Origin of the sequence: Acinetobacter pittii (genome assembly GCF_034067285.1) — a bacterium.
In the GTDB taxonomy this organism is placed as follows: domain Bacteria; phylum Pseudomonadota; class Gammaproteobacteria; order Pseudomonadales; family Moraxellaceae; genus Acinetobacter; species Acinetobacter pittii_E.
The window spans coordinates 655,049-675,590 of the sequence record NZ_CP139286.1 but is presented as its reverse complement, the minus strand read 5'-3'; the positions used below and the strand labels follow the sequence as shown (position 1 = coordinate 675,590).

Genomic DNA, 20,542 nt, shown 5'->3' with positions numbered 1-20,542 from the left:
CTCCAATAAACAATCTGTTCTTTTTATCATAGAGTCACTAAAGTTACCTGTTATGACTCTGTAACCGCAGAATACTTATTTGACCACAGACTCTATTCGATCAAGCTCCCACACCCCACCTGCTGCCAAGCCTTTGCACATCCCTGTCCACATATCTTTAGTGTGTACAAAACTCTTGCCATCCCATACCCATTCTTCACTTGCCCAACAGTCTCCAATGCCTCTTCCCTTTTGAGCACTACTGATAATACCGCTATCGAAATCTGAAGCGGACTCAGTCACAAATATTGCCTTACCATTTAAAGACTCATCTAACACCCAAGCCCCATACCCTTCGTTATAAGCCCCTCTCCAACACAGCGTAGTCGCGAGAACTTTCTTATTGGTTAGTTTATATAGCTCAATTTTTTGTGGTTCCGCTCTATCACTATTACCACTATAAATTCCTTCACAAAAGCCTTCTTTAGGATTCGGATTAGCTGCCATTAAACTACGATGTATTGCTTGGTACTGTTTACTTTTAGGCTGTAAAGTTAAATAAGGTTTGTTTGAAGTCTTAATCCGCTTAACAAGTAGTTTTGGCTCAGGCATAAGCACTTTGGTTTCATTGGCGCTGCCCTTTTTAACTAGAGCACCAACAGTTCCGATACGCTTCTGAAAATCATCCATTTTTAATAACACAGCAGTCATTCCAGCATCAGAAACTTTCCATTCATGCTGAGCATTTTTAAATAGAATTTCAATTTTCTGTTTGGACTGCTGTAGTAGAGTGTTGACTTGTGGGCTATTCAATTTACCCATAAGTGGCAACTCAGCACCATCTACAACCACAGCGCCTAAATCTTTACCATTTATATAAAAATGAATATTTTTAAGCTGATTAGCTGGCAAACTTTGTTCATAGTCTGATAAAGCAAATTCAATTTGTACGGGTTGTTTCGGACCTGCTTTACGCGTTAATAAAATTGAAGCTGGATTATTGCCATTTTCCTCGTTTTGATATCCTGCGGCTTTACATGTACCTGTATTACTACAAGAGATTTCCCACTCTTGGTGTGAAAATGAAATACCTTTTATGTCTTGAGCAAAACTATAAGAACTCAGGGCTGCCAAACAGCAGATTGAAAGTATGTTTTTCATTTTTTCATATCTCTATTAGTCTGTTTTTATTATGAAGTTAAAAACAGTTTAAAATTTTGAGTTACCGTTTAGTTTAAAAGAATATGCTAGATTTAGATAAAATTTAAACTGATTACTTTCTAAAAATGAAAAAACTAAATTTTTTATTGTGTACCGCATTGGTCAGTCTAACTTCAACTGCTTATGCAGAAGTAAAAAGCTTTACTCCTCATTTCCCCAAATTTTATAGCTCTGTGGAGACACGCAAAGCAGATAATCAGTTCTACACTCTAGGAGAGGCAAAGTTTTTAAACGGCGTTACAGTTCCATTTTATGGGGTTACTGCACAGAACCCAATGGAGGATGGTTTACTTAAAGATTTTGAAAAATGCATGCCTAAAAGCTGCCGTTTTAATTTTAAACTCGATGCTCAACATGCCAAGCAGCTCAAGCTTCTTGCATTACCTGAAATAGGTTTAGTGCTCGTTCCCAGAAACTGGCAAGATGTGCAAGCAAATACAGGTGCGAATGGAACTGGTTTTGCTCTAGTCATGAGTCCAGGCCACAAACAAGCAATAGAACTTTATGACTCTTCATTTTGTGTGGGGTGTGGCTTACCAAATGCAACACTTTATTTTCCTGAACTGTTAAAAGAAAGTCTTAAAAATGAGTTTGGCGGTTATAAAGACTCAAAAAAACTCATCAATATTGTTCACCCTTCTAAAAAAGTCGCTTTTTTTAGTTATCAAATTCCACAAGTGAACAATCAAACCCACGGCATTGCAAAATATGATGATGAAGACACTTTTAACTATAAAGAAATTCAAGTCACCTTAGATAAATCGCAGCAGTCTTTAGTTGGACCTATTCTTAATTTTTATAAAGCGACCCATTAAACCAATGCTTATAAAAAACCCGCTTTCGCGGGTTTTCTTTTATTTGTGTAGTATCGACTCAAAGGCTTTTAAACGCTTATAAATTGAAAGCAGTTCAATAATTGTTTTCCATGAACTAATTAAATATTGAAAAGATTCACGTACACGACCAAATACATTTGCAATTTGTTGAATTAAACCTAATGTGAGCTTACCAGCAGCAATTGATGGGAAAAGGACAACCAAGTTATATAAAACATCAAGTTGGCCATACCAAATCGCTGTCATATTAAAATAGGCATAATGGAAGTAAAGTCTGAAATAATTTTTACGTACATTACTAAATAACTCACGCAAGGTAGCAGGTTTTGCACGATCAGCATGGTCTTCACCGTAAACTAATTCTTTACGATAAGCCGCTTCTACTTTCTGATTGTTAAATTGCAAGCCTGGCAACTTAATCCCTACTACCATCAATAGAACAGTACCGAAAACTGACCACACTATTGCGGCCCATACTAAAGAGTGATTTAACTCACCCACAATCGGTAAAACGGGAACATGTTTAGAGAGTTGAAATAGAATAGGTAAAAACGCAATCAATGTGATAACCGCTTTTACTAACTCTACTCCCAAATCTTCCAAAATTGTTGCAAAGCGCATGGTGTCTTCTTGCACACGCTGCGAAGCACCTTCAACATGACGTAGTTTTTCCCAATGCTCTGTATAATATTCATTCATCGCTGTACGCCAGCGGAATACATAATGGCTTGTGAAAAAGGCATTAATCACAGCAAGAGTCACGGCGACCATAGCAATATACAGAAAGACCATTGTTTCACTATATAGTGCCGAGAGGTCTCCTCCTCCACTCGAAAGCATTTTCTGGATTAAATCCCAAAATGGTACATACCATGCATTAATCGCAACGCTAGCCTGAACAGCAAACCAAATGTTAAACAAAATAAATGCCGAACCCCACACTGACCAACGTTGCCATGGATTATTAGAAACAATTTTCCAAAAACCAGCAAAAAGCGCCGTAGAGATTAAAAACCAAAGATAGAACCATAGAAAAGCAGGCGACCAAAAACGGCTTACTCCAATAGGCAACTCAGCATCTGCATAACCATGAGGAAAGCCTAAATACTCCCCCCAGTGATCTCCACCTGTATACCAGAGCACCATATTGAGGGCGATCCAAACAACCGCAGATATGAAAAAATACCGTGGTGATGGAAAAAATGATTTGAACATTGAGCGTGGATATCCCTATATTTCTTCAAATTTACAATGAAAGGAATACTAAAACCTAAACCTTAAAATTGTGAAGGGTAAAGTTTAGAGAATTGTCAGTTTTTCCTGTTTCATTGAAGGATTTGATCGTTTTTTTGTAAATTAATCCCTTTTTTGGCAATTTAATCCATTTAAATTACCTTGTACATGACTCTCGATAGAGCCATATACAGCTTTTATAACATAGTGATATCAGAGATTAAATCTCTTCTTTACGAACAATATAGCCTTCCAATTGCATTGCTTGAATGAGCAAATCTAGGTCAGAGGCACTTTTTAATTCGACATCGACGCTCACAGCGCTTTCTTTGGCGCGACTTGTTGCCGCAAAACGTTCATGACGCAGTTCATAAATATTACCGCCCTGCTCAGCAATAATGGCCGTTAGACGCGCTAATGCACCCGGATTATCTGGTAATTCAACACGTATGCGAACCATACGCCCTGTACGAGTTAAATGACGTTGTAATACAGAGACCATAACGCGTGTATCAATATTGCCACCAGACAACACCACGCCCAATTTATGACCTAAAAACAGATCGGGGCGAGACATAATGGCAGCAATACCTGTCGCGCCTGCCCCTTCACACACGGTTTTTTCAATATTGAGTAATAGCGCAATCGCTTCTTCAATCATATCTTCAGTGACAACGACAATGTCATCAACATATTCTTTAGCAACTTGAGTCGTAAGCTCACCCGGCGTTTTTACCGCAATACCTTCAGCAACGGTCGAACCCATTGAAACTGCATGCTGATAATTGCACAGTAATTTTGCCATACTTGGGTATACGACTGATTGCACCCCAATAATTTTAATTTTCGGGTTGATCGCTTTAGCAGCAATTGCAATACCAGAAATTAAGCCACCGCCACCAATTGGCACAACTAAAATGTCCAGATCAGGTACAGCGGCAAGCATTTCAAGCGCAATGGTTCCTTGACCAGCAATAATTTCAGCATCATCAAATGGGTGGATAATTGTTAAAGATTCTTCTTGTGCAACACGATGCATTTCAGCCGCTGCCTCTGAAAAATCTTGGCCATGCAAAATAACTCGTGCCCCATATTCACGCACTCGCTGTACTTTTACATTAGGCGTAGATTTCGGCATTACAATAGTTGCCGTCACCCCTGTACGCTGAGCATGATATGCAACACCTTGTGCATGGTTACCTGCGGAAGCAGCAATGACACCATGCTGCTTTTCTTGCTCAGATAAACATAATAGTTTGTTGAGAGCACCCCGCTCTTTAAACGAGGCTGTAAATTGTAAGTTTTCAAATTTCAGCCACATCTCAGCCCCTAAGGTTTTAGAAATGGTTTCTGAGAAAACAAAGGGAGTTTTTACAACTAAACCTTCCAAACGCTCTGCGGCAGCATGAACATCATCTAATGTTGGAAACCCATTTTTAACCTGTTGCTGTATCATTTATCCAGTCAGCCTCAATACACTACAAATCAATTATTTTTTAAAAATGGCAACAATATTTGATATCGGCCATTAGAATTTTCAGCATATCCAACATGTCTCTAATATACAAAAAATTTTATTCCAAAAATTGAAGTTTTAAACTTCCATAAAAAAAGCCCTTTTTAGGCTTTTATTTAATTTTCAGAATATTAACGTTTATTTATTGGGTTTGGGCACTCAGTCCTTCCGTAGACATATTTTGTTCAGCTATTTTTTCATCAATAGCAAACTGAATATCGGAAAGCTTGGCATTGGCTGCGTCTATACCAGATTTCATCGTGGCTTCACGGCCTTTGACATCAAAAATATGCGCTTTTTCTCTTAAATCTGGCTGAATAACTACGTCCGCATATTGCAACTCTTCCGCCGCCAGACGTCCTTGCATAATATTAATATTCTGGTTAAATAGCCCCCAGACATTCGATGTTTCTGTGTAAATGGGTTGAGCTAGAATATCAACGGCAATAATAACATCCGCACCTAAATCTCGTGCGACTTCAACCGGCACAGGACTCACCAACCCACCATCGACATATTCAGATTTACCAATTTTAGTCGGCACAAACATACTCGGAATAGAAGCAGAGGCTCTTACGGCTTGCCCAGTATTGCCATAGTTAAATACGGTTTTGGTACCATGCTTTAATTCGGTTGCAACCACATACATAGGGATTTTCATTTTTTCGAGTGGCATATTGTTTACCTGCTCGTTAACGTAGTTCTCTACTTTTTTACCATCAAAAAAACCTTTTAGACCAATACTAATGTCACGGACATCACCAGCTTTCATTTTTAAAGCAGTATCACGCAGTTCAGCAGGTGTTTTACCACTTGCATAAATTGCTCCAACGATACTTCCCGCACTGGTACCTACAATAAAATCTGGTCGAATACCGTGTTGTTCTAAAACTTCAATAACTCCGATATGAGCGTAACCACGTGCTCCACCGCTCCCCAATACAAGCGCGACAACAGGGCGTTTTTGCATTTTTTTAATTCGTGCAAATGGCTGATCGACAGAACGAGCATAAGCTTCTGTCGTTTGTGGTTTTAAAGCAGCAGACAAGTGTGTGGTGGTCTGGCATCCCGCCAACACCAAAGAGAGTCCGAGAACCCACAATTTAAGCTGTTTCATGGCCCATCTTCGCACTATGAGGTTTAAGTTCGGATTGCAATTTTAGTGACTACTTTCGTGAAAAGCTGTAGTGAATTTATTTAATTTGTCATGTTTAAAATTTAGACTCAAGTATTTTATTTACCCTCTATATAAAAAAAGCCTCTTATGTATAAGAGGCCTTTTGAAACTTACCAGATATCTGAATCGACTTTTTTCTTCAATTCTGGATATTTATCAATTTTAAACTCTGGCTCTTTAATGCCTCGTTTCAATTGCTCGCGGTAATCTTTTAACAAAGTACGTGCCATTGGCGTTAATAGTAAAATTGCAATCAAGTTAATGGTTGCCATGATACCCATAAACAAATCAGCCATTGACCAAACAAGTGGAACACTACCGATTGCACCGAAGTACACCATCACCAATACGAAAATACGGAAGATGAACATGACTTTCGGGTTGTTATTAATAAACTGTACGTTACTTTCAGCATAGGCATAGTTACCTAGTACAGCTGAATAACAGAACAAGAATAATAGAACAGCAAGGAAGTCTGAACCCCAGTGTCCAACTTGAGTTTCTAATGCACGTTGAGTTAATTCAACACCAACAAAACCTGCATCTTGATAAACGCCAGAAACTAAAATGATGATTGCGGTACTTGTACACACAATGAACGTATCTACGAATACACCAAGCATTTGAACCAAACCTTGGTTTACAGGATGCTTTACATCAGACGCAGCTGCTGCGTTTGGTGCTGAACCCATACCTGCTTCGTTAGAGAATAAGCCACGCTTAATCCCTTGCATCATTGCCATTGACACAGCAGCACCAAAGAAACCACCGGCTGCAGCATTGAAATGGAAAGCTTCAGTAACAATCAGCTTTAAAATATCAGGCAAAATTGCATAGTTGCTTAATGCGATATAGAGAGCAACGGCTAGGTAAAGACCTGCTTTTAAAGGTACAAACATCTCTGCAAATTTAGCGATACGTTTAATACCACCAAAAATTGCCAATGCAACCATAACTACAAGAGCAAGACCAACCCAAGAGATTTCAAAGTCAACGCTACCTAAATGTGCAATAAGATTGGCTTTGTCCCAACCCCAAGCATGTGAAGAAGCATTAGCAATCGCATTAATTTGTACCGAGTTGAATACGAAACCATAAGTAAAGATGAGTGCTAGTGCGAAAACCACACCAAAGGTTTTACTGCGTAAACCTTGAGTAATATAGTAAGCTGGTCCACCGCGAAATTGCTTAGTCTTGCTATCTCTAACTTTAAAGAGCTGAGCAAGTGTAGACTCAATAAAAGCAGAACTCATACCGAGTACAGCAGTTACCCACATCCAGAACACCGCACCAGGACCACCAATTGCAATCGCGATTGCCACACCGGCAATGTTACCTACCCCAACACGGCTCGCAAGGCCAGTTACAAACGCCTGGAAAGGCGTAAGTCCATGCTCATCTGCGCCTTCTGTACGACTGCTTTTCATAACACGAATACTTTGCAAGAACATGCGAATTTGCACTGCCCCTGTTAAGACCGTATAAAAAATACCGACAGCCAGCAAGAAAATAACCAGAAAATCCCATAAAGGATCATTAAAAAATTGTACCCACGACATCAGTGTGGCATTGAGTTGTTCATTCATACTCGGTCCGCTTACGTTCTTGCTAATGTGCTATTAGCACAAGCCAAAATACTGCAATAAACAAAAAAGCCCCTAAAAATTGGGACTCCTTCAGTACATTTAAGAAAAAACTTTTAATGTCAATTGAATAGCAATTATCGTCACAAGTTTAAGCAACATCATGCCCAACACTAAGCCTTTGAAAGTTGCATGAGAGAAAGCGACCTTCAAAAAAAATAATATCATCGCACTACTGAACATTTCCCTTTTCGGGAAAGTAGTATGGATCGACTCAGCTACAAACTTGGAAACTAACAAATGACCACCGCTAAATAATCTCGCCTAATGATTCCCATCAATTAATCGAGTTATACAAAATCTGGATTTAAGCCAATAAGCATATTTACATATACTTGAGAGCGAATGTCTAAACTGGATATAAATTTCAAAGACTGTAACAAGCCATCGCCATAATGTGACTATCTGCGCCCCTTTCCCTTTGATTGAAGAAGAGTGCGTTTAGATCTGTACTAAGCTGTTGTTTTTCTTGTAGCCCAGTAGTTGCGTGAGTCATGTTCATTTTCATGGTTGCAATGGTAATCGCCAATCCTTGTTTCATGAACTGCTTGTTGATGAGTGGTAGACTCATTTAAAGCTCCTTATTCCTCGTGTATTTCTCCATTTCTACACCAAAATCCTTTTTGTAAAGGGATTTCGTATGCAGCCATTTCTTTCCTAACCTGAGTATGGAGAAATCATACCTGCGTAAAAAAGTCGGTATTATGCAGAAATTTAAAATTTTGTGTATGTTTTTCATTAAAATTTTATGTAATTTCTGGTTGTTTTTTATTCAAAAAAATCCATTCCGCTCTGTTTTTAAACATATTATACCTTTTTTTCAATTGAATATTTTTTAATCCAGTTGGTGTTGTGCATTTACTTTTTATAGCCAATAAGGCGATGCTTTTTTGTCTAATTTAAATCTAAAGTGGCATTTTCGCATTATAATTAACCAGACATTATGTCCAAACCAATTAAATTATCACATCTGTAAGGATATCTCTTTCTAATACTTTTTTCTTATAAATGAAGTACTTTCAAAGCATTAGATTAGGCTTCAAAAAAGCATGAAGTATTTAAGAAAAGATCTAGGAGTACTCATGAATTTGGAACAAGTTCGTCTCGTTGATGAGGCTATCACTTCTCGACATTCTGTCCGCGCATTTTTAAATACTCCCATTGAACCAGAAGTGATTAAAGATATATTAAAAGTCGCAAGTCGAGCACCTTCTGGAACCAATACTCAACCGTGGAAAGTCTATGTGGTAACAGGCAAAAAACGTGATGAAATTGTTGAGCGTGTCTGTGCTGCACAAATTGAAGTTTCAAAAAACCCGCAACTTGCAGAACAATATAAAGAAACTTTTGCCTATTATCCTGAAAAATGGATATCCCCTTTTATTGATCGCCGCCGCGAGAATGGTTGGGGACTTTATGGTTTACTCAAAATCCAAAAGGGTGAAAAAGAAAAAATGGCTGAACAGCAGTTACGTAATTTTAAACTGTTTGATGCACCAGTCGGTCTTTTCTTTACCGTAAATAAAACCATGGGAATCGGGTCTAAAATGGATATCGCAATGATGATCCAGAACGTGATGGTCGCTGCTAAGGCACGTGGTTTAGATACATGCCCTCAAGCAGCTTGGAACCATTTTCATCCTGTTGTTTTAGATATCTTGGGTGCATCAGATGAAGAAGAGCTCGTATGTGCAATTGCGTTAGGTCATGCTGACCCTCAGCATATTGTAAATACCTTTATTACACCTCGAGAGCCTGTTGAAAATTTCGCAGTTTTTCTAGACGAATAATATATAAGTGGCCATTCTCTAAAAATTTATGAGAATGGCTTGGTTTTTACCTGTTTTGTCGCTTTCAATACGACAATAAAACCGCTCAGTGTAAATAACACCATCATTACGCCCATATTGAGTGATGCAGACCAAATCAAAAAGTTAAGAAGCACACCACCTAAAAGGCCACAAGCGAATTGCATACTTCCCATAATTGCACTTGCTGTCCCTGCACGAGCACCTTGTTTGGACATTGCCAGCGCCATCGCATTTGGTCCTGTTAAACCAATGCCTGAAATAGCTAAAAATAACCCTAACATAACTAACCATAAAGGTGCCGCAGAAACTAAACCAGCAATAAAGACAATGATGGCTCCAGTCACTTGTACAAATGAACCTGCTTTTAACCGTTTAGTGATCTCAACACGTGTTGTTAGGTGCTTATTTAAAGATGACATTAACATAATGCCAAAAGCATTTAGTCCAAATACGTAAGCAAACTCTTGCTGATTAAGTCCGTACTGATCCATAAAAACCGCAGGCGCTGAGCTGATATAACAAAATAGTGCTGCACCTGTTAAACACCCTGCAAACATAGGTAGGCGGAAACTTGCATCTTTAAAAATAGCTCCATATAAGGTCACCACTTGATAGAGCGATAGCTTAAGCCTTTTATCATTTGCCAATGTTTCTTTAAAAAAGAAATGTACGCATAACCAACAGATTGCACCCACAATTGAAAGCGCGATAAAGATAGCCTGCCAAGGAAACCAAATTAAAATCCATGCGCCGATCATTGGGGCCAAAATTGGTGCAAGTCCCATGACAATCATCATGCTTGAGAAAGCTTGGGCCGAGCCTTGAACATCCAGTTTATCGCGTATTGCCGCACGAGCCATGACTACGCCCACACAACCGCCTAATGCTTGCAAAATACGAGCGGCAATCAAGCTCCATTCACTAGTAGCCATTACACAAAATAAGCTTGCGACTGCATAAAGTGCGAGGCCAAAGTAAAGTGGTTTTTTTCTACCAATACGATCACTTAGAGGACCATAAACCAGTTGTCCAATGGCTAAACCAAAAAAATAAGCTGGTAGTGTATTTGCCACCATTTGTGTACTTACCCCAAAATCATGAGCCATTTGTGGCAATGCAGGTAAGTACATATCAATGGATAACGGCCCTAACGCCGTGAGCAAAGCGAGCAACATAATCCAGCCAATAGAGTATTGACGCTGGGCTGTTTGTTCAGACATAACGATATTTCATTTTTCAATCATTTGCATACAGACAAGCTTACACTGTCTATCGTATGATTTGTGCAACATTGGTGTAGAAATACGCAAATCCTTTATCACCCAGGTTGATCAGCAAGGACTTCCTTTGAAATCTTGGTTAAAACGCCTAAAAAGAGCGACTTATAACACAACATTTATGTATAACGTGCGAATGCTGATAGCCTTTTCAGGAACTGCTTTCGTGCCTTATTTTTTGGGCTATCAATTAGCAACCATTCCCCTTACTTTAGGTGTGGTCGCAGCAGGTTTAAGTGATATTGATGATCGCTTTTCCGTGCGAATCATGAACCTGATTTATACTTATATTGGTTTCTTCGTTACCGCAGCATCCGTACAACTACTTTTCCCCTACCCAATGGCTTTTGCCTTAGGGTTGATTGCTTCATGTATTGGCTGGATTTTATTAGGTTCGCTGGGACGTCGTTATGCCACTATTTCTTATGGCTGTTTGGTTGTTTCGGTCTATACCATGTTGGGTGTTCACCTTTTTGATCATTGGTATATTCAACCGGCCCTTTTAGTCGCAGGTGCTGCATGGTATGGCCTGATTGCCACTATTAGCTTTTTATTGTTTCCGGTTCGCCAACTGCAAGACAAACTCGCAGCGTCTTATGCATCTCTAGGCGACTTTTTATTCGCAAAGTCAAATTTGTTTGATGTTGATATGACGCCTGCCAGCTATCAGCAAAGTATGATTGAGCTGTCATTAGAAAATGGTAAATTAATTACGATTTTTAATGATTTAAAAACAGCGTTATTGACTCGTTTAAAAGGTGACCGTGGACAAAAAGATACACGCCGAAGCCTACATTATTATTTTGTTGCTCAAGATATTCATGAGCGTGCTGACTCAGCCCATATCGACTATCAAAAACTAGCCAAAATTTTTCAGCACAGCGATATTTTATTTAGATTTCAACGAATTTTGGCAGTTCAAGGTAAAGCTTGCCAAGAGCTAAATGAATGTATTTTACAACGTAAACCTTACAATCATAACAAACGCTTCAAACAGAGTTTTGAGAATCTAAGATTGTCTTTAGAGAAGCTAAGACGTGATCAGCATTATGACCTTTTGTGGGTAAATGCTCTTTTCGCCTTATATCAAAATTTAAAGTCTATCGATTCTCAGTTGCTCAACTTGGAGACTGAACAACACATTCAATCTGATAAAGTAAAACAAGCCGAAAATCAGCTGAAAGATGATGATTTACAAGGATGGAATGATATTATCATCCGAATAAAACAGAATTTAACTCCCGAATCTGTACTCTTCCGCCATGCAATTCGTGTTTCGATTGTACTTTTCATTGGTTATGTCTTTATCCAAATGACCCGTATTGAGTATGGCTATTGGATTATGCTTACAGCTCTGTTTGTAAGCCAACCCAACTTCAACGCAACCAAACGTCGCTTACGCTTACGAATTGTTGGAACTTTAATTGGTATTGTTGTTGGACTTGCAATTATCTTCTTAATTCCTTCGACCGAAGGACAACTATTCATGTTGATATTAAGTGGAGTCCTATTTTTTGAGTTACGTAGTAAGCAATATGCGCAGGCAACAGCCTTTATCACTATTCTTGCATTAATTAACTTTAATCTAGACGGTTCAGCGATGGCTGCTGCCATTCCTCGATTTGTAGATACTTTAATCGGATGTGCGCTAGCTTGGTTTGGCGTGACATTTATTTGGCCTGACTGGAAATTCCGACGTTTACCTCGTAACATCAGACGTTCATTACAAGCTCAATGTAAATATTTAGCTGAAGTCGTTAAACAATATCATGAAGGCCGTAATCATGCGCTGAATTACCGTATTGTAAGACGTGCTGCTCATAATACTGATGCCGAGGTTGCTTCGCTTATTTCAACTTTAGCGACCGAGCCAGACTTTGACCCTACCCGTAAATCCGATATCTTTGAATTTTTATGTTTAAACCATACATTTTTAAGTTATATCGCAGCACTTGGGGCACATCGAGAAAACATACAAGATCAAGCTGTTCTTAAACTTTTAGACCAAGCACTAGATGACATTGAAGGTGCTTTATTAAGAGATGAGATGCCTGATCTGACAGCACAAAATATGCTCCAAACGATACGCCAACGTTTAAGTCAAAATAATGAGGAAGACCAAAAATCACTCATTATTTTACAGCAGCTCTCGCTCATGCTTGGAGTATTGAACCGATTTAGTATGTTAAAACAACGGCTAAGTCATGATCTTGATAATGATGCTAGTGAGCTCGCATCGTTATAAATTTGAGTCGGAAATTAGTATGAAATTGGCATAATATCCTTTCCTGACTTATGCCAATTAATGCTAAACTTAAAACAGTTTACAATTTGTTATTTGCACTATGACCGCGAAAACTTTATACGCTTATACGCTTCAGCCTGTTCCATATGACGTGTCAGAAGCTGAACAACGTAATGCACAGCTTCTTATCTGGCGCAGCACCAATAAAATCAGCACAAAAATTTGGGCAATTATGGGTGTCGTTTTAGCCCTAGCTATATTAGGTCTTATTTTTATTAAGAACTACTCTACTGTTTTTTGCTGGGTTGCTATTGTCGCTGTAGTACTTTATTACCTAGGTCGTAAATACGGATTAGAATGGTACGTTAAACGCAAAATGAATGAATTTCCGGTACAGGAAATCAAAGGGATTCGTTTAGGTGTGCAGCCTCACGGTATTGTGATGCGTCAACAAATGGGTCTACAAGAAGGCGTTGGTACTATTGGATGGAAAAATATCTACGAATGGTACAATACACCTGATTTTATTTTGGTCAATTTCAAAGTAAAAGATCCAAAAGGTCAAGAACAACAAGGTGCTTATATTCTACCTAAGCGCATGGATTCTAAGAACTTCTCGTTCAACACCATTCGCACGCACTTAAAAGAATCTGTTGGCGAGCCAAAAACCTTGTAATTCTCTATTCCATAAAAAGCCTCCTCAGGGAGGTTTTTTAATAAGCTAAAAATAAATGATAATGAAAATTAATATTATCTCCAAAATCCATATTATCTCCCCAATCTTCGGCTATACTTCGTTACAAGATCTCCATCATATTTACATTTTCGACCATGTTTAAAAAAATTTTATTTCAAATTCATTGGTTTCTGGGTATTACTGCTGGCCTCATCTTATCCATTATGGGTGTTACAGGGGCAATTTATTCTTATGACCAACAAATTTTAAAATGGGTGAATTCTGATAGTTATGTTGTTCAAGCTGAAAATAGTCCAAAACTAACTCCTGCTCAGCTTTATCAGCATTTCAATACAACTCAGCCTGAAATCAAAATTAATAGCATTACAATTGCCAAGGACCCCACCTCTTCTTCTATTGTAAATATTGAAAAAGAAGGTGAACGCCGTGGCTACAATATGATGGTGAACCCTTATAACGCTGAAGTTCTTCCAGATGTTAAAGGCCGAAAGTTATTATTACTCATACAACAAATTCATCGTAATTTAACCGCTGGTGAAGTTGGTAAACAAATTACTGGTGCTTGTGCACTCATGTTAATTTACTTTGTACTCAGTGGATTATATTTGCGTTGGCCCAAAAAGCATTCTGCTCGTCAATGGCTTGCGGTAAAACCGAAACTTAAAGGCCGAAATTTCATTTGGGATCTACATGCTGTTGTCGGTACATGGGTTATTGTTTTTTATCTTCTTTTCGCATGTACAGGTCTATATTGGTCTTATGATTGGTGGCGTAGTGGCATGTTCAAAGTGATGGGCGTTGAACAACCTAAGTCACAAGGTCATGGCGCTACTCCTCAAAATCGTGGAATGCAACAAGGCAAACAAACTGGCCGTAATAATGATAAAAAATCACAACCACAATTAGATAATACTCAGCTTATTACAGCACTCAATCAAACGTGGAGCGGTTTCAATAGTCAGGTCGGACGTAATTATTCGACACTAACATTGAACTTACCGAAAAAAGATGATGGAAAAATTGAGTTAAGCTTTGTTGATGCTACCCCACAACATGAACGTGCACGTAACCAAGCCACCTATAATTATCAAACTGGCAACATCGAAAAGATGGAGCTTTACGAAGATAAAAAGCTTAATCAGAAGATTATGAGCAGTATGTTACCTGTACACCGCGGTAGCTTCTTTGGACCAATTTATCAATTTGTTGCAATGCTTGCTTCTCTAGCAATGCCTTTGTTCTTGGTTACAGGATGGATGCTTTATCTTAAACGCCGTAAACAGAAAAAATTAACACAGGCGGCTCGCCAGTCTTTAGCAGGCCAATACATTGATCCAAATGCAAAATCTTGGCTTATTACCTATGCAACTCAGACTGGTGTAGCCGAACAACTCGCTTGGAGTACGGCAACAAGTTTACAAGAGGCTCATCAACCTGTTCAGGTAAAACCTGTACAGCAGCTAACACAAGCTGATTTAGAGCAGCATGAGCAAGTTCTATTTGTAATCAGTACTTATGGTACTGGCGATGCTCCTGATCTCGCCACAAGCTTTGCTAAGAAACTTTTAAAATCGAATTTAGATCTTAAGCACATCAACTATGCTGTTTTAGCTCTAGGTTCTAAAGAATATCCAGACACTTATTGTAGTTTTGGTCATGCGGTGGACGCTTGGCTCAAAGCGAATGGTGCTCATGCCCTCTTCAATACAATTGAAGTTGATAATGCAAACCTATCGGATATCCAAAACTGGAATCAATCTCTCGCGAAAGCAACTAAATTAGATTTGCATGCTGTAAATTTAGAAAAAGTCTTTGATACATGGACATTGCAGCAACGTGACTTACTCAATCCAAATAGCTTAGGTCAACTTGCTTATAATATTGAACTTAAAGCAAGTCATGAGGCTATTTGGCAAGCGGGTGATATTGCAGAAATACAACCGGGCAATAGCGCTGAACGTATTAATGAGTTTTTGCAGCACCACCATATTCTTAAAAATTCAAAAGTTGATTCATTACAGATTTCAATTGAAAAAGCACTTTGGAACAAAGACTTAACGGGAGAAATTGAACCGTTTGCTAATCTGGACCATTTATTAGAACAGCTTCCTAACTTACCAACACGAGAGTATTCGATTGCGAGTATTCCTTCTCAACAAGTCCTTCGTTTAGTTGTTCGTCAACAATATGATGTGTCTGGTAATTTAGGTTTAGGTTCGGGTTGGCTCACTCAACATACGCAAGTTAATAATGAAATTGCTTTACGTATTCGTACCAATGAATCATTCCATCTAATTGATGACAACCGCCCTATTATTTGTATTGGTAACGGCACAGGTATTGCTGGCTTAATGAGCCTATTACACACCCGTACGCGTCATGATTACACTGAAAATTGGTTAATTTTCGGTGAACGTCAAAGAGCATGTGATTTCTTCTATGCATCAACTATTGAAGCATGGCAAACCACAGGAATGTTAAAACGCCTTGATTTAGCATTTTCGAGAGACCAAGAACAACGCGTGTATGTTCAAGATGTAATTCGTCAGAATGCAGCAGAATTAGTAAGCTGGGTAGAACGCGGTGCTGTTCTTTATGTATGCGGTAGTATTGAAGGTATGGCAAGTGGAGTCGATCAAGCCCTTATTGAAATTCTAGGTGAAGAACAGGTAGATGAGTTAAGACAACAAGGCCGTTACCGTCGTGATGTGTATTAAAGGTCAATAAAAACAAAAACCGAGTAATAGCTTAAATGCTTTACTCGGTTTTTTATTGCATTCAGATTGATTTTGCATACACTGTCTGCAATTTAAATTGCAACTCTAAGCACAATGCAAGTCAGTAAGTGGATCCGTATTTTCCTAGCAATCATTGGTTCGATTTTATTTCTAGATGGATTAGTTCTAATTTGTCTTAATAAAATTAATGTAGGCACAATTATTCCTTTAATTTTAGGTGCTTTTTTCTGCCTCTATTCTTTATTTTATTATCACTTAGAACGTTTTTTCTTTTATCACTATCGCTTACACACACTTTGGCGTTTTGGATGGTTATGCTTCTGGATATGGTTGATTGGCTTAGGCTATTTCTTTAGCTTTATTAAAGAAAATAAAGATAGTTCAGATAATATACCTCTAGTAAAAGCAATTATTGTCTTAGGAAGTGGTGTCGAAAATGGTAAACCATCTACAATTCTTGCAAAACGTTTAGATACAGCCGCCCCTTTAGCCCTAAGACAGCAGCAAGCACAGGTTGTTTTAACAGGCGGTCTTGATTTTTCAGAAAAAGAAAGCGAAGCATTGGTTATGTCTCGTTATCTTGAACAAAAGTATCATATCGCAAAAGATCAAATGATCCTTGAAGATAAGAGTACTAGTACTGAGCTTAATTTAAAAAATAGTAAACCCTTATTAGAACAACATCAGATTACCTTAGGCCAGCCAATCGCTATCGTAACAAGTGATTTTCATATACCTCGAGCAATAGCAATCGCAAAAAAACAGGGCTATACCCAAGTTTATGGAGTCGCTGCCGAGACACCATTGGCTACTCGCTACAATGCATGGTTACGTGAATACTTCGCATACGCGAGTGGATGGCTTCTAAACGAATATTAAAAAATAATGTAATAAAAAAACTGCTATTCAAAAGTAGCAGTTTTTTATTTTGAGAAATGAGTAATCAGTGCAAATATAAAATTGAGATACGTTGACGCTAATAAATTACAGATTAGGTTCTTATTTTTAATCACTCATAGCGTAATTTAATGAGAATAAAGCCCCCGTAAACGTATGAGTATATATGGAGATACCAAGTGAAACCTTAAAAACTAACGATCATTAAAAGAATAACTTAACAATGAAATAAAGACTTTAATTTTAAAATAGAAAAGTTGAATCGATACTTAGTCACATAGTAAGTAAATTTACATGCAAGCATAAGATATTTATAAAAGAATTAATTTATGAAATTAAATTTTCTGAAAGAAATAATGGTGGGCGCTGACGGGATCGAACCGCCGACATTCTGCTTGTAAGGCAGACGCTCTACCAACTGAGCTAAGCGCCCTTAATGAGAAAAGATAACGAATGTATCTCTATACTCTACATTCTCTAGACAAGGGAATCAAGAGAATGGCGCAGCGGACGGGGCTCGAACCCGCGACCCCCGGCGTGACAGGCCGGTATTCTAACCAACTGAACTACCGCTGCACTACAATACTTTAAAATAAAGTATGGTCACATATATGGTGGGCGCTGACGGGATCGAACCGCCGACATTCTGCTTGTAAGGCAGACGCTCTACCAACTGAGCTAAGCGCCCCAAGAAGAAAAATTAATAATTTATTAATTTTTTGATTTAAAACTTTTACATCTCAAATCATCTTCCAATCACAACCCGAACTGAAAAGTGGCGCAGCGGACGGGGCTCGAACCCGCGACCCCCGGCGTGACAGGCCGGTATTCTAACCAACTGAACTACCGCTGCACTTTCACAATATCGAAATTGTGGGGTAAAACGATGTTAAGTCTTAAGTGGCGCAGCGGACGGGGCTCGAACCCGCGACCCCCGGCGTGACAGGCCGGTATTCTAACCAACTGAACTACCGCTGCACTTGAGAGCTTAACGTAAAGGCTTGGTGGGCGCTGACGGGATCGAACCGCCGACATTCTGCTTGTAAGGCAGACGCTCTACCAACTGAGCTAAGCGCCCTTAACGTCTTCATCGTTTGTGAGGTGCATTATAGAGAATCTTTAACAGGTGTCAAACGCTTTTCGATAACTTTTCAAAAAAATGCGAATGAATGATTAAAAATAAGTCATTATTAAGTAAAAAACAATTTTTTGTATTTTATTTAAACACTTATTTCAATTTTTTCGACATTTGCATAGCTAATCAATAATAGATAAAACTCGCTTTCAGGTTAAAGATTGCTCAGACAAATAAACCAATGCATCTTCAACCACTAAATCAAATAACTCAATGATTTCTTCATTACGCATTCGGACACAGCCATGCGACATTGGCACACCCATTGGTTGAGTGTCTGGAGTCCCATGAATATAGATGTAACGCTGCATGGTGTCGTGGTCTTCGCCTTTATTAAAGCCTTCTTCTAAGCCGTCTAACCAAAGAATGCGGGACAGTATCCAATCTCGCTCAGGGAATTGTGCTGCTAGTTCAGCGTTATAAACCTCCCCTGTTGGCTTACGCGCAATAAAAACTGCATTTTGAGGAGATTCAGCACCAATTTTTTTTGCAACTCTATGCCATCCACGTGGAGTTTTACCCGTGTTTTCTTGCTCACCAATTCCGTTCTTTCCAGTAGAGATGACATAAAACTTATTATGTTTAGGCAAAGTTAAGGTTTGGTTTGCCAAATCGATGAGGACATCGGCATCTTCGAGCTTAAATTGAGACATTGAACTTACTCTCTTATATCAACTCAAATATTTTGAGTTTAAGTAAAAATTTATAGGAAGAGGTTGTCTTGCACCAAAAATAAAAGGTTCCCAATCTTCTTTTATCTACGCGCAGTTTCACTTTTTGGCTCAGGCCGTAGCCATAACCAAACTGCAACGATGAACATGGTAGTATCAGTAAAAACCTTGACCCAAAGCGGTGCTGAAGTAAATAGCATTATGAGGCCACTGATTGCCATCATTATGCTTGCAATCCACTTAGCTTTACGTGGCACTGTACCATTGGCTCGCCAATCACGTAATGTTGGGCCATATTTAGGATGATTTAATAACCAAGCATCCATTTGTGGCCATCCTTTTGAAGCCGCCCAAGCAGCCAGAATCAAAAACACTGTTGTTGGCATACCTGGTAAAATTGCTCCAATAATGCCTAGCGTGATAAAAATCACGACCAAAGAGCGCCAGAACAATGTTCGCATATATAAACCTTAACCTGCTGTTAGCGTTAGTATAAAGTGTTTTTCTTATATTGTTTGTTGATCTCTTATGAAATTAGGATGAATTACTTCGAGTATTGAATATATGAATATTGCCTCAGTTAAAACTTCCTATTTCGAACCATGGCTTCAATTTCAACATCCTATAGTGCGGCAGTTAGCTTTTTGTATCGCTAGCCCCAATTTACTTTGCAAATTACCAAGAAGTTTTTCTATACAACACGACTTTAAATTGCATCCAAGCGAAGTATGGGAAAGACATTTTCAAAATTATTTACCACGTTTAAAAGAACTTGATCAGTCCCCAGAACCATTAATCCAGTTTTTATCTCAACTTAAAAGTACACGCTTAGGTTTACGCTTTGAAAATTTACTTTGGTTCTGGCTGCAAGAAGATGGTTATCATCCGTATCAGTTATTGGGCCATAGTATTCAAAAAATTGAAGGAGCAATAACTTTAGGGGAGTTAGATTTCTTAATTTTAAATAAAGAAACTCAACAAGTTGAACACTGGGAAGTCGCGCTAAAATACTATTTAGGTGAAGCAGATTTATATTTAGAACAATGGATTGGGTTGAATCGTCAGGATACTCTGAGCAAAAAGCTTTATCATTTTACTAACAAACAATTTCAGTTCACTGAAGCATTAGATTTTAAGATCGAACAACGTTTTGCCGTTCTAAAAGGACAGCTCTATCTTCCTTTACAGTTAAATTTGCAACAGTCATTGCCAGACTGGATAAATTTAAAGCGTCGATTAGGATATTGGGGTACTACCATTCCACACTCTTGCTTTTATCGATTAGAAAGGCACGAATGGTTGTGTCCAAATCAACAACCTAGTTCGGTTTCAGCGCATTGGTGGACAGATGGCTTATATTGTAAAAGTAGTGAAGAGGTCATGTTTTATATGTATAGACGCCCTGCATACTTAAACTTTAAGTCAAACCCATACTAATTGGTAAAAATTAAAAGAATTAACAATAA

The 20,542-nt window shown here is 38.5% G+C and carries 17 protein-coding genes and 6 tRNA genes; 7 read left to right on the top strand and 16 right to left on the bottom strand.

All coding sequences use genetic code 11. The features are described from left to right. Nucleotides 1-75: 75 nt before the first annotated feature. Nucleotides 76-1,140, bottom strand: coding sequence for a DUF1176 domain-containing protein (locus SOI81_RS03280; RefSeq protein ID WP_239976688.1), 1,065 nt, complete (start codon nucleotides 1,138-1,140; stop codon nucleotides 76-78). A 125-nt stretch (nucleotides 1,141-1,265) separates the two neighbouring features. Here SOI81_RS03280 and SOI81_RS03275 point away from each other — a divergent pair, with 125 nt between their 5' ends. Continuing rightward, nucleotides 1,266-2,015 (top strand): DUF4850 domain-containing protein, encoded by a 750-nt coding sequence (locus SOI81_RS03275; RefSeq protein ID WP_239976696.1) that lies wholly within the window; start codon nucleotides 1,266-1,268, stop codon nucleotides 2,013-2,015. A gap of 39 nt (nucleotides 2,016-2,054) precedes the next feature. Here the strand turns inward: SOI81_RS03275 and sbmA are convergent, their stop codons facing one another. From sbmA to SOI81_RS03245, 6 genes are all read right to left on the bottom strand, one after another. Further along, nucleotides 2,055-3,251: a peptide antibiotic transporter SbmA gene (sbmA, locus tag SOI81_RS03270; RefSeq protein WP_262446526.1), complete on the bottom strand. Its 1,197-nt coding sequence runs from the start codon at nucleotides 3,249-3,251 to the stop codon at nucleotides 2,055-2,057. Nucleotides 3,252-3,489: 238 nt separating this feature from the next. Then, nucleotides 3,490-4,725: a threonine ammonia-lyase gene (gene tdcB, locus SOI81_RS03265; protein WP_005064397.1), complete on the bottom strand. Its 1,236-nt coding sequence runs from the start codon at nucleotides 4,723-4,725 to the stop codon at nucleotides 3,490-3,492. Nucleotides 4,726-4,927: 202 nt separating this feature from the next. Continuing rightward, complete coding sequence (locus tag SOI81_RS03260) at nucleotides 4,928-5,902, bottom strand: patatin-like phospholipase family protein (RefSeq protein ID WP_239976714.1); 975 nt, start codon at nucleotides 5,900-5,902, stop codon at nucleotides 4,928-4,930. Nucleotides 5,903-6,072: 170 nt separating this feature from the next. Continuing rightward, nucleotides 6,073-7,548 (bottom strand): alanine/glycine:cation symporter family protein, encoded by a 1,476-nt coding sequence (locus tag SOI81_RS03255; protein ID WP_224992819.1) that lies wholly within the window; start codon nucleotides 7,546-7,548, stop codon nucleotides 6,073-6,075. A gap of 99 nt (nucleotides 7,549-7,647) precedes the next feature. Further along, on the bottom strand, nucleotides 7,648-7,788 hold the full coding sequence (locus SOI81_RS03250; protein WP_080649560.1) for a hypothetical protein: 141 nt from the start codon (nucleotides 7,786-7,788) through the stop codon (nucleotides 7,648-7,650). Between the two features lie 184 nt (nucleotides 7,789-7,972). Next, nucleotides 7,973-8,176 carry a hypothetical protein gene (locus tag SOI81_RS03245; protein ID WP_239976716.1) on the bottom strand — a complete coding sequence of 68 codons (204 nt, stop codon included), beginning with the start codon at nucleotides 8,174-8,176 and terminating at the stop codon, nucleotides 7,973-7,975. A 511-nt stretch (nucleotides 8,177-8,687) separates the two neighbouring features. Here SOI81_RS03245 and SOI81_RS03240 point away from each other — a divergent pair. Next, nucleotides 8,688-9,395, top strand: a complete 708-nt coding sequence (locus SOI81_RS03240; protein ID WP_224992815.1) for a nitroreductase — start codon at nucleotides 8,688-8,690, stop codon at nucleotides 9,393-9,395. A 26-nt stretch (nucleotides 9,396-9,421) separates the two neighbouring features. Here SOI81_RS03240 and SOI81_RS03235 read toward each other — a convergent pair whose 3' ends face one another. After that, nucleotides 9,422-10,636, bottom strand: coding sequence for a multidrug effflux MFS transporter (locus SOI81_RS03235; protein WP_224992814.1), 1,215 nt, complete (start codon nucleotides 10,634-10,636; stop codon nucleotides 9,422-9,424). A gap of 127 nt (nucleotides 10,637-10,763) precedes the next feature. Here SOI81_RS03235 and yccS point away from each other — a divergent pair, with 127 nt between their 5' ends. The 4 genes from yccS to sanA all read left to right on the top strand — a co-directional run bounded on the left by yccS (nucleotide 10,764) and on the right by sanA (nucleotide 17,252). After that, nucleotides 10,764-12,938, top strand: a complete 2,175-nt coding sequence (yccS, locus tag SOI81_RS03230; RefSeq protein ID WP_224992812.1) for a YccS family putative transporter — start codon at nucleotides 10,764-10,766, stop codon at nucleotides 12,936-12,938. A 100-nt stretch (nucleotides 12,939-13,038) separates the two neighbouring features. After that, the gene (locus SOI81_RS03225) at nucleotides 13,039-13,614 is read left to right on the top strand and encodes an SdpI family protein (RefSeq protein ID WP_002116136.1); all 576 of its coding nucleotides are present in this window, start codon (nucleotides 13,039-13,041) and stop codon (nucleotides 13,612-13,614) included. 155 nt (nucleotides 13,615-13,769) lie between these two features. Beyond that, nucleotides 13,770-16,352, top strand: a complete 2,583-nt coding sequence (gene cysJ / locus SOI81_RS03220) for a PepSY domain-containing protein (protein WP_239976718.1) — start codon at nucleotides 13,770-13,772, stop codon at nucleotides 16,350-16,352. Between the two features lie 114 nt (nucleotides 16,353-16,466). Next, on the top strand, nucleotides 16,467-17,252 hold the full coding sequence (sanA, locus tag SOI81_RS03215) for a YdcF family protein (protein WP_239976720.1): 786 nt from the start codon (nucleotides 16,467-16,469) through the stop codon (nucleotides 17,250-17,252). Nucleotides 17,253-17,627: 375 nt separating this feature from the next. Here sanA and SOI81_RS03210 read toward each other — a convergent pair. The 8 genes from SOI81_RS03210 to SOI81_RS03175 all read right to left on the bottom strand — a co-directional run bounded on the left by SOI81_RS03210 (nucleotide 17,628) and on the right by SOI81_RS03175 (nucleotide 19,537). Then, nucleotides 17,628-17,703 (bottom strand) — tRNA-Val (locus SOI81_RS03210). 66 nt (nucleotides 17,704-17,769) lie between these two features. Further along, nucleotides 17,770-17,846 (bottom strand) — tRNA-Asp (locus tag SOI81_RS03205). Between the two features lie 36 nt (nucleotides 17,847-17,882). Then, nucleotides 17,883-17,958, bottom strand: a tRNA-Val gene (locus SOI81_RS03200). 88 nt (nucleotides 17,959-18,046) lie between these two features. Continuing rightward, a tRNA-Asp gene (locus tag SOI81_RS03195) sits at nucleotides 18,047-18,123 on the bottom strand. A gap of 48 nt (nucleotides 18,124-18,171) precedes the next feature. After that, nucleotides 18,172-18,248: transfer RNA gene (locus tag SOI81_RS03190), tRNA-Asp, on the bottom strand. Nucleotides 18,249-18,272: 24 nt separating this feature from the next. Next, nucleotides 18,273-18,348: transfer RNA gene (locus tag SOI81_RS03185), tRNA-Val, on the bottom strand. Between the two features lie 206 nt (nucleotides 18,349-18,554). Continuing rightward, the gene (gene elsL, locus SOI81_RS03180) at nucleotides 18,555-19,058 is read right to left on the bottom strand and encodes a cell wall-recycling L,D-carboxypeptidase ElsL (protein ID WP_239975407.1); all 504 of its coding nucleotides are present in this window, start codon (nucleotides 19,056-19,058) and stop codon (nucleotides 18,555-18,557) included. A 101-nt stretch (nucleotides 19,059-19,159) separates the two neighbouring features. Further along, complete coding sequence (locus SOI81_RS03175; RefSeq protein ID WP_016143136.1) at nucleotides 19,160-19,537, bottom strand: YbaN family protein; 378 nt, start codon at nucleotides 19,535-19,537, stop codon at nucleotides 19,160-19,162. A gap of 103 nt (nucleotides 19,538-19,640) precedes the next feature. On the opposite strand from SOI81_RS03175, the gene SOI81_RS03170 reads away from it, so the two are divergent. Further along, nucleotides 19,641-20,513, top strand: coding sequence for a DUF1853 family protein (locus SOI81_RS03170; RefSeq protein WP_239975408.1), 873 nt, complete (start codon nucleotides 19,641-19,643; stop codon nucleotides 20,511-20,513). The last annotated feature ends 29 nt before the right edge of the window (nucleotides 20,514-20,542 follow it).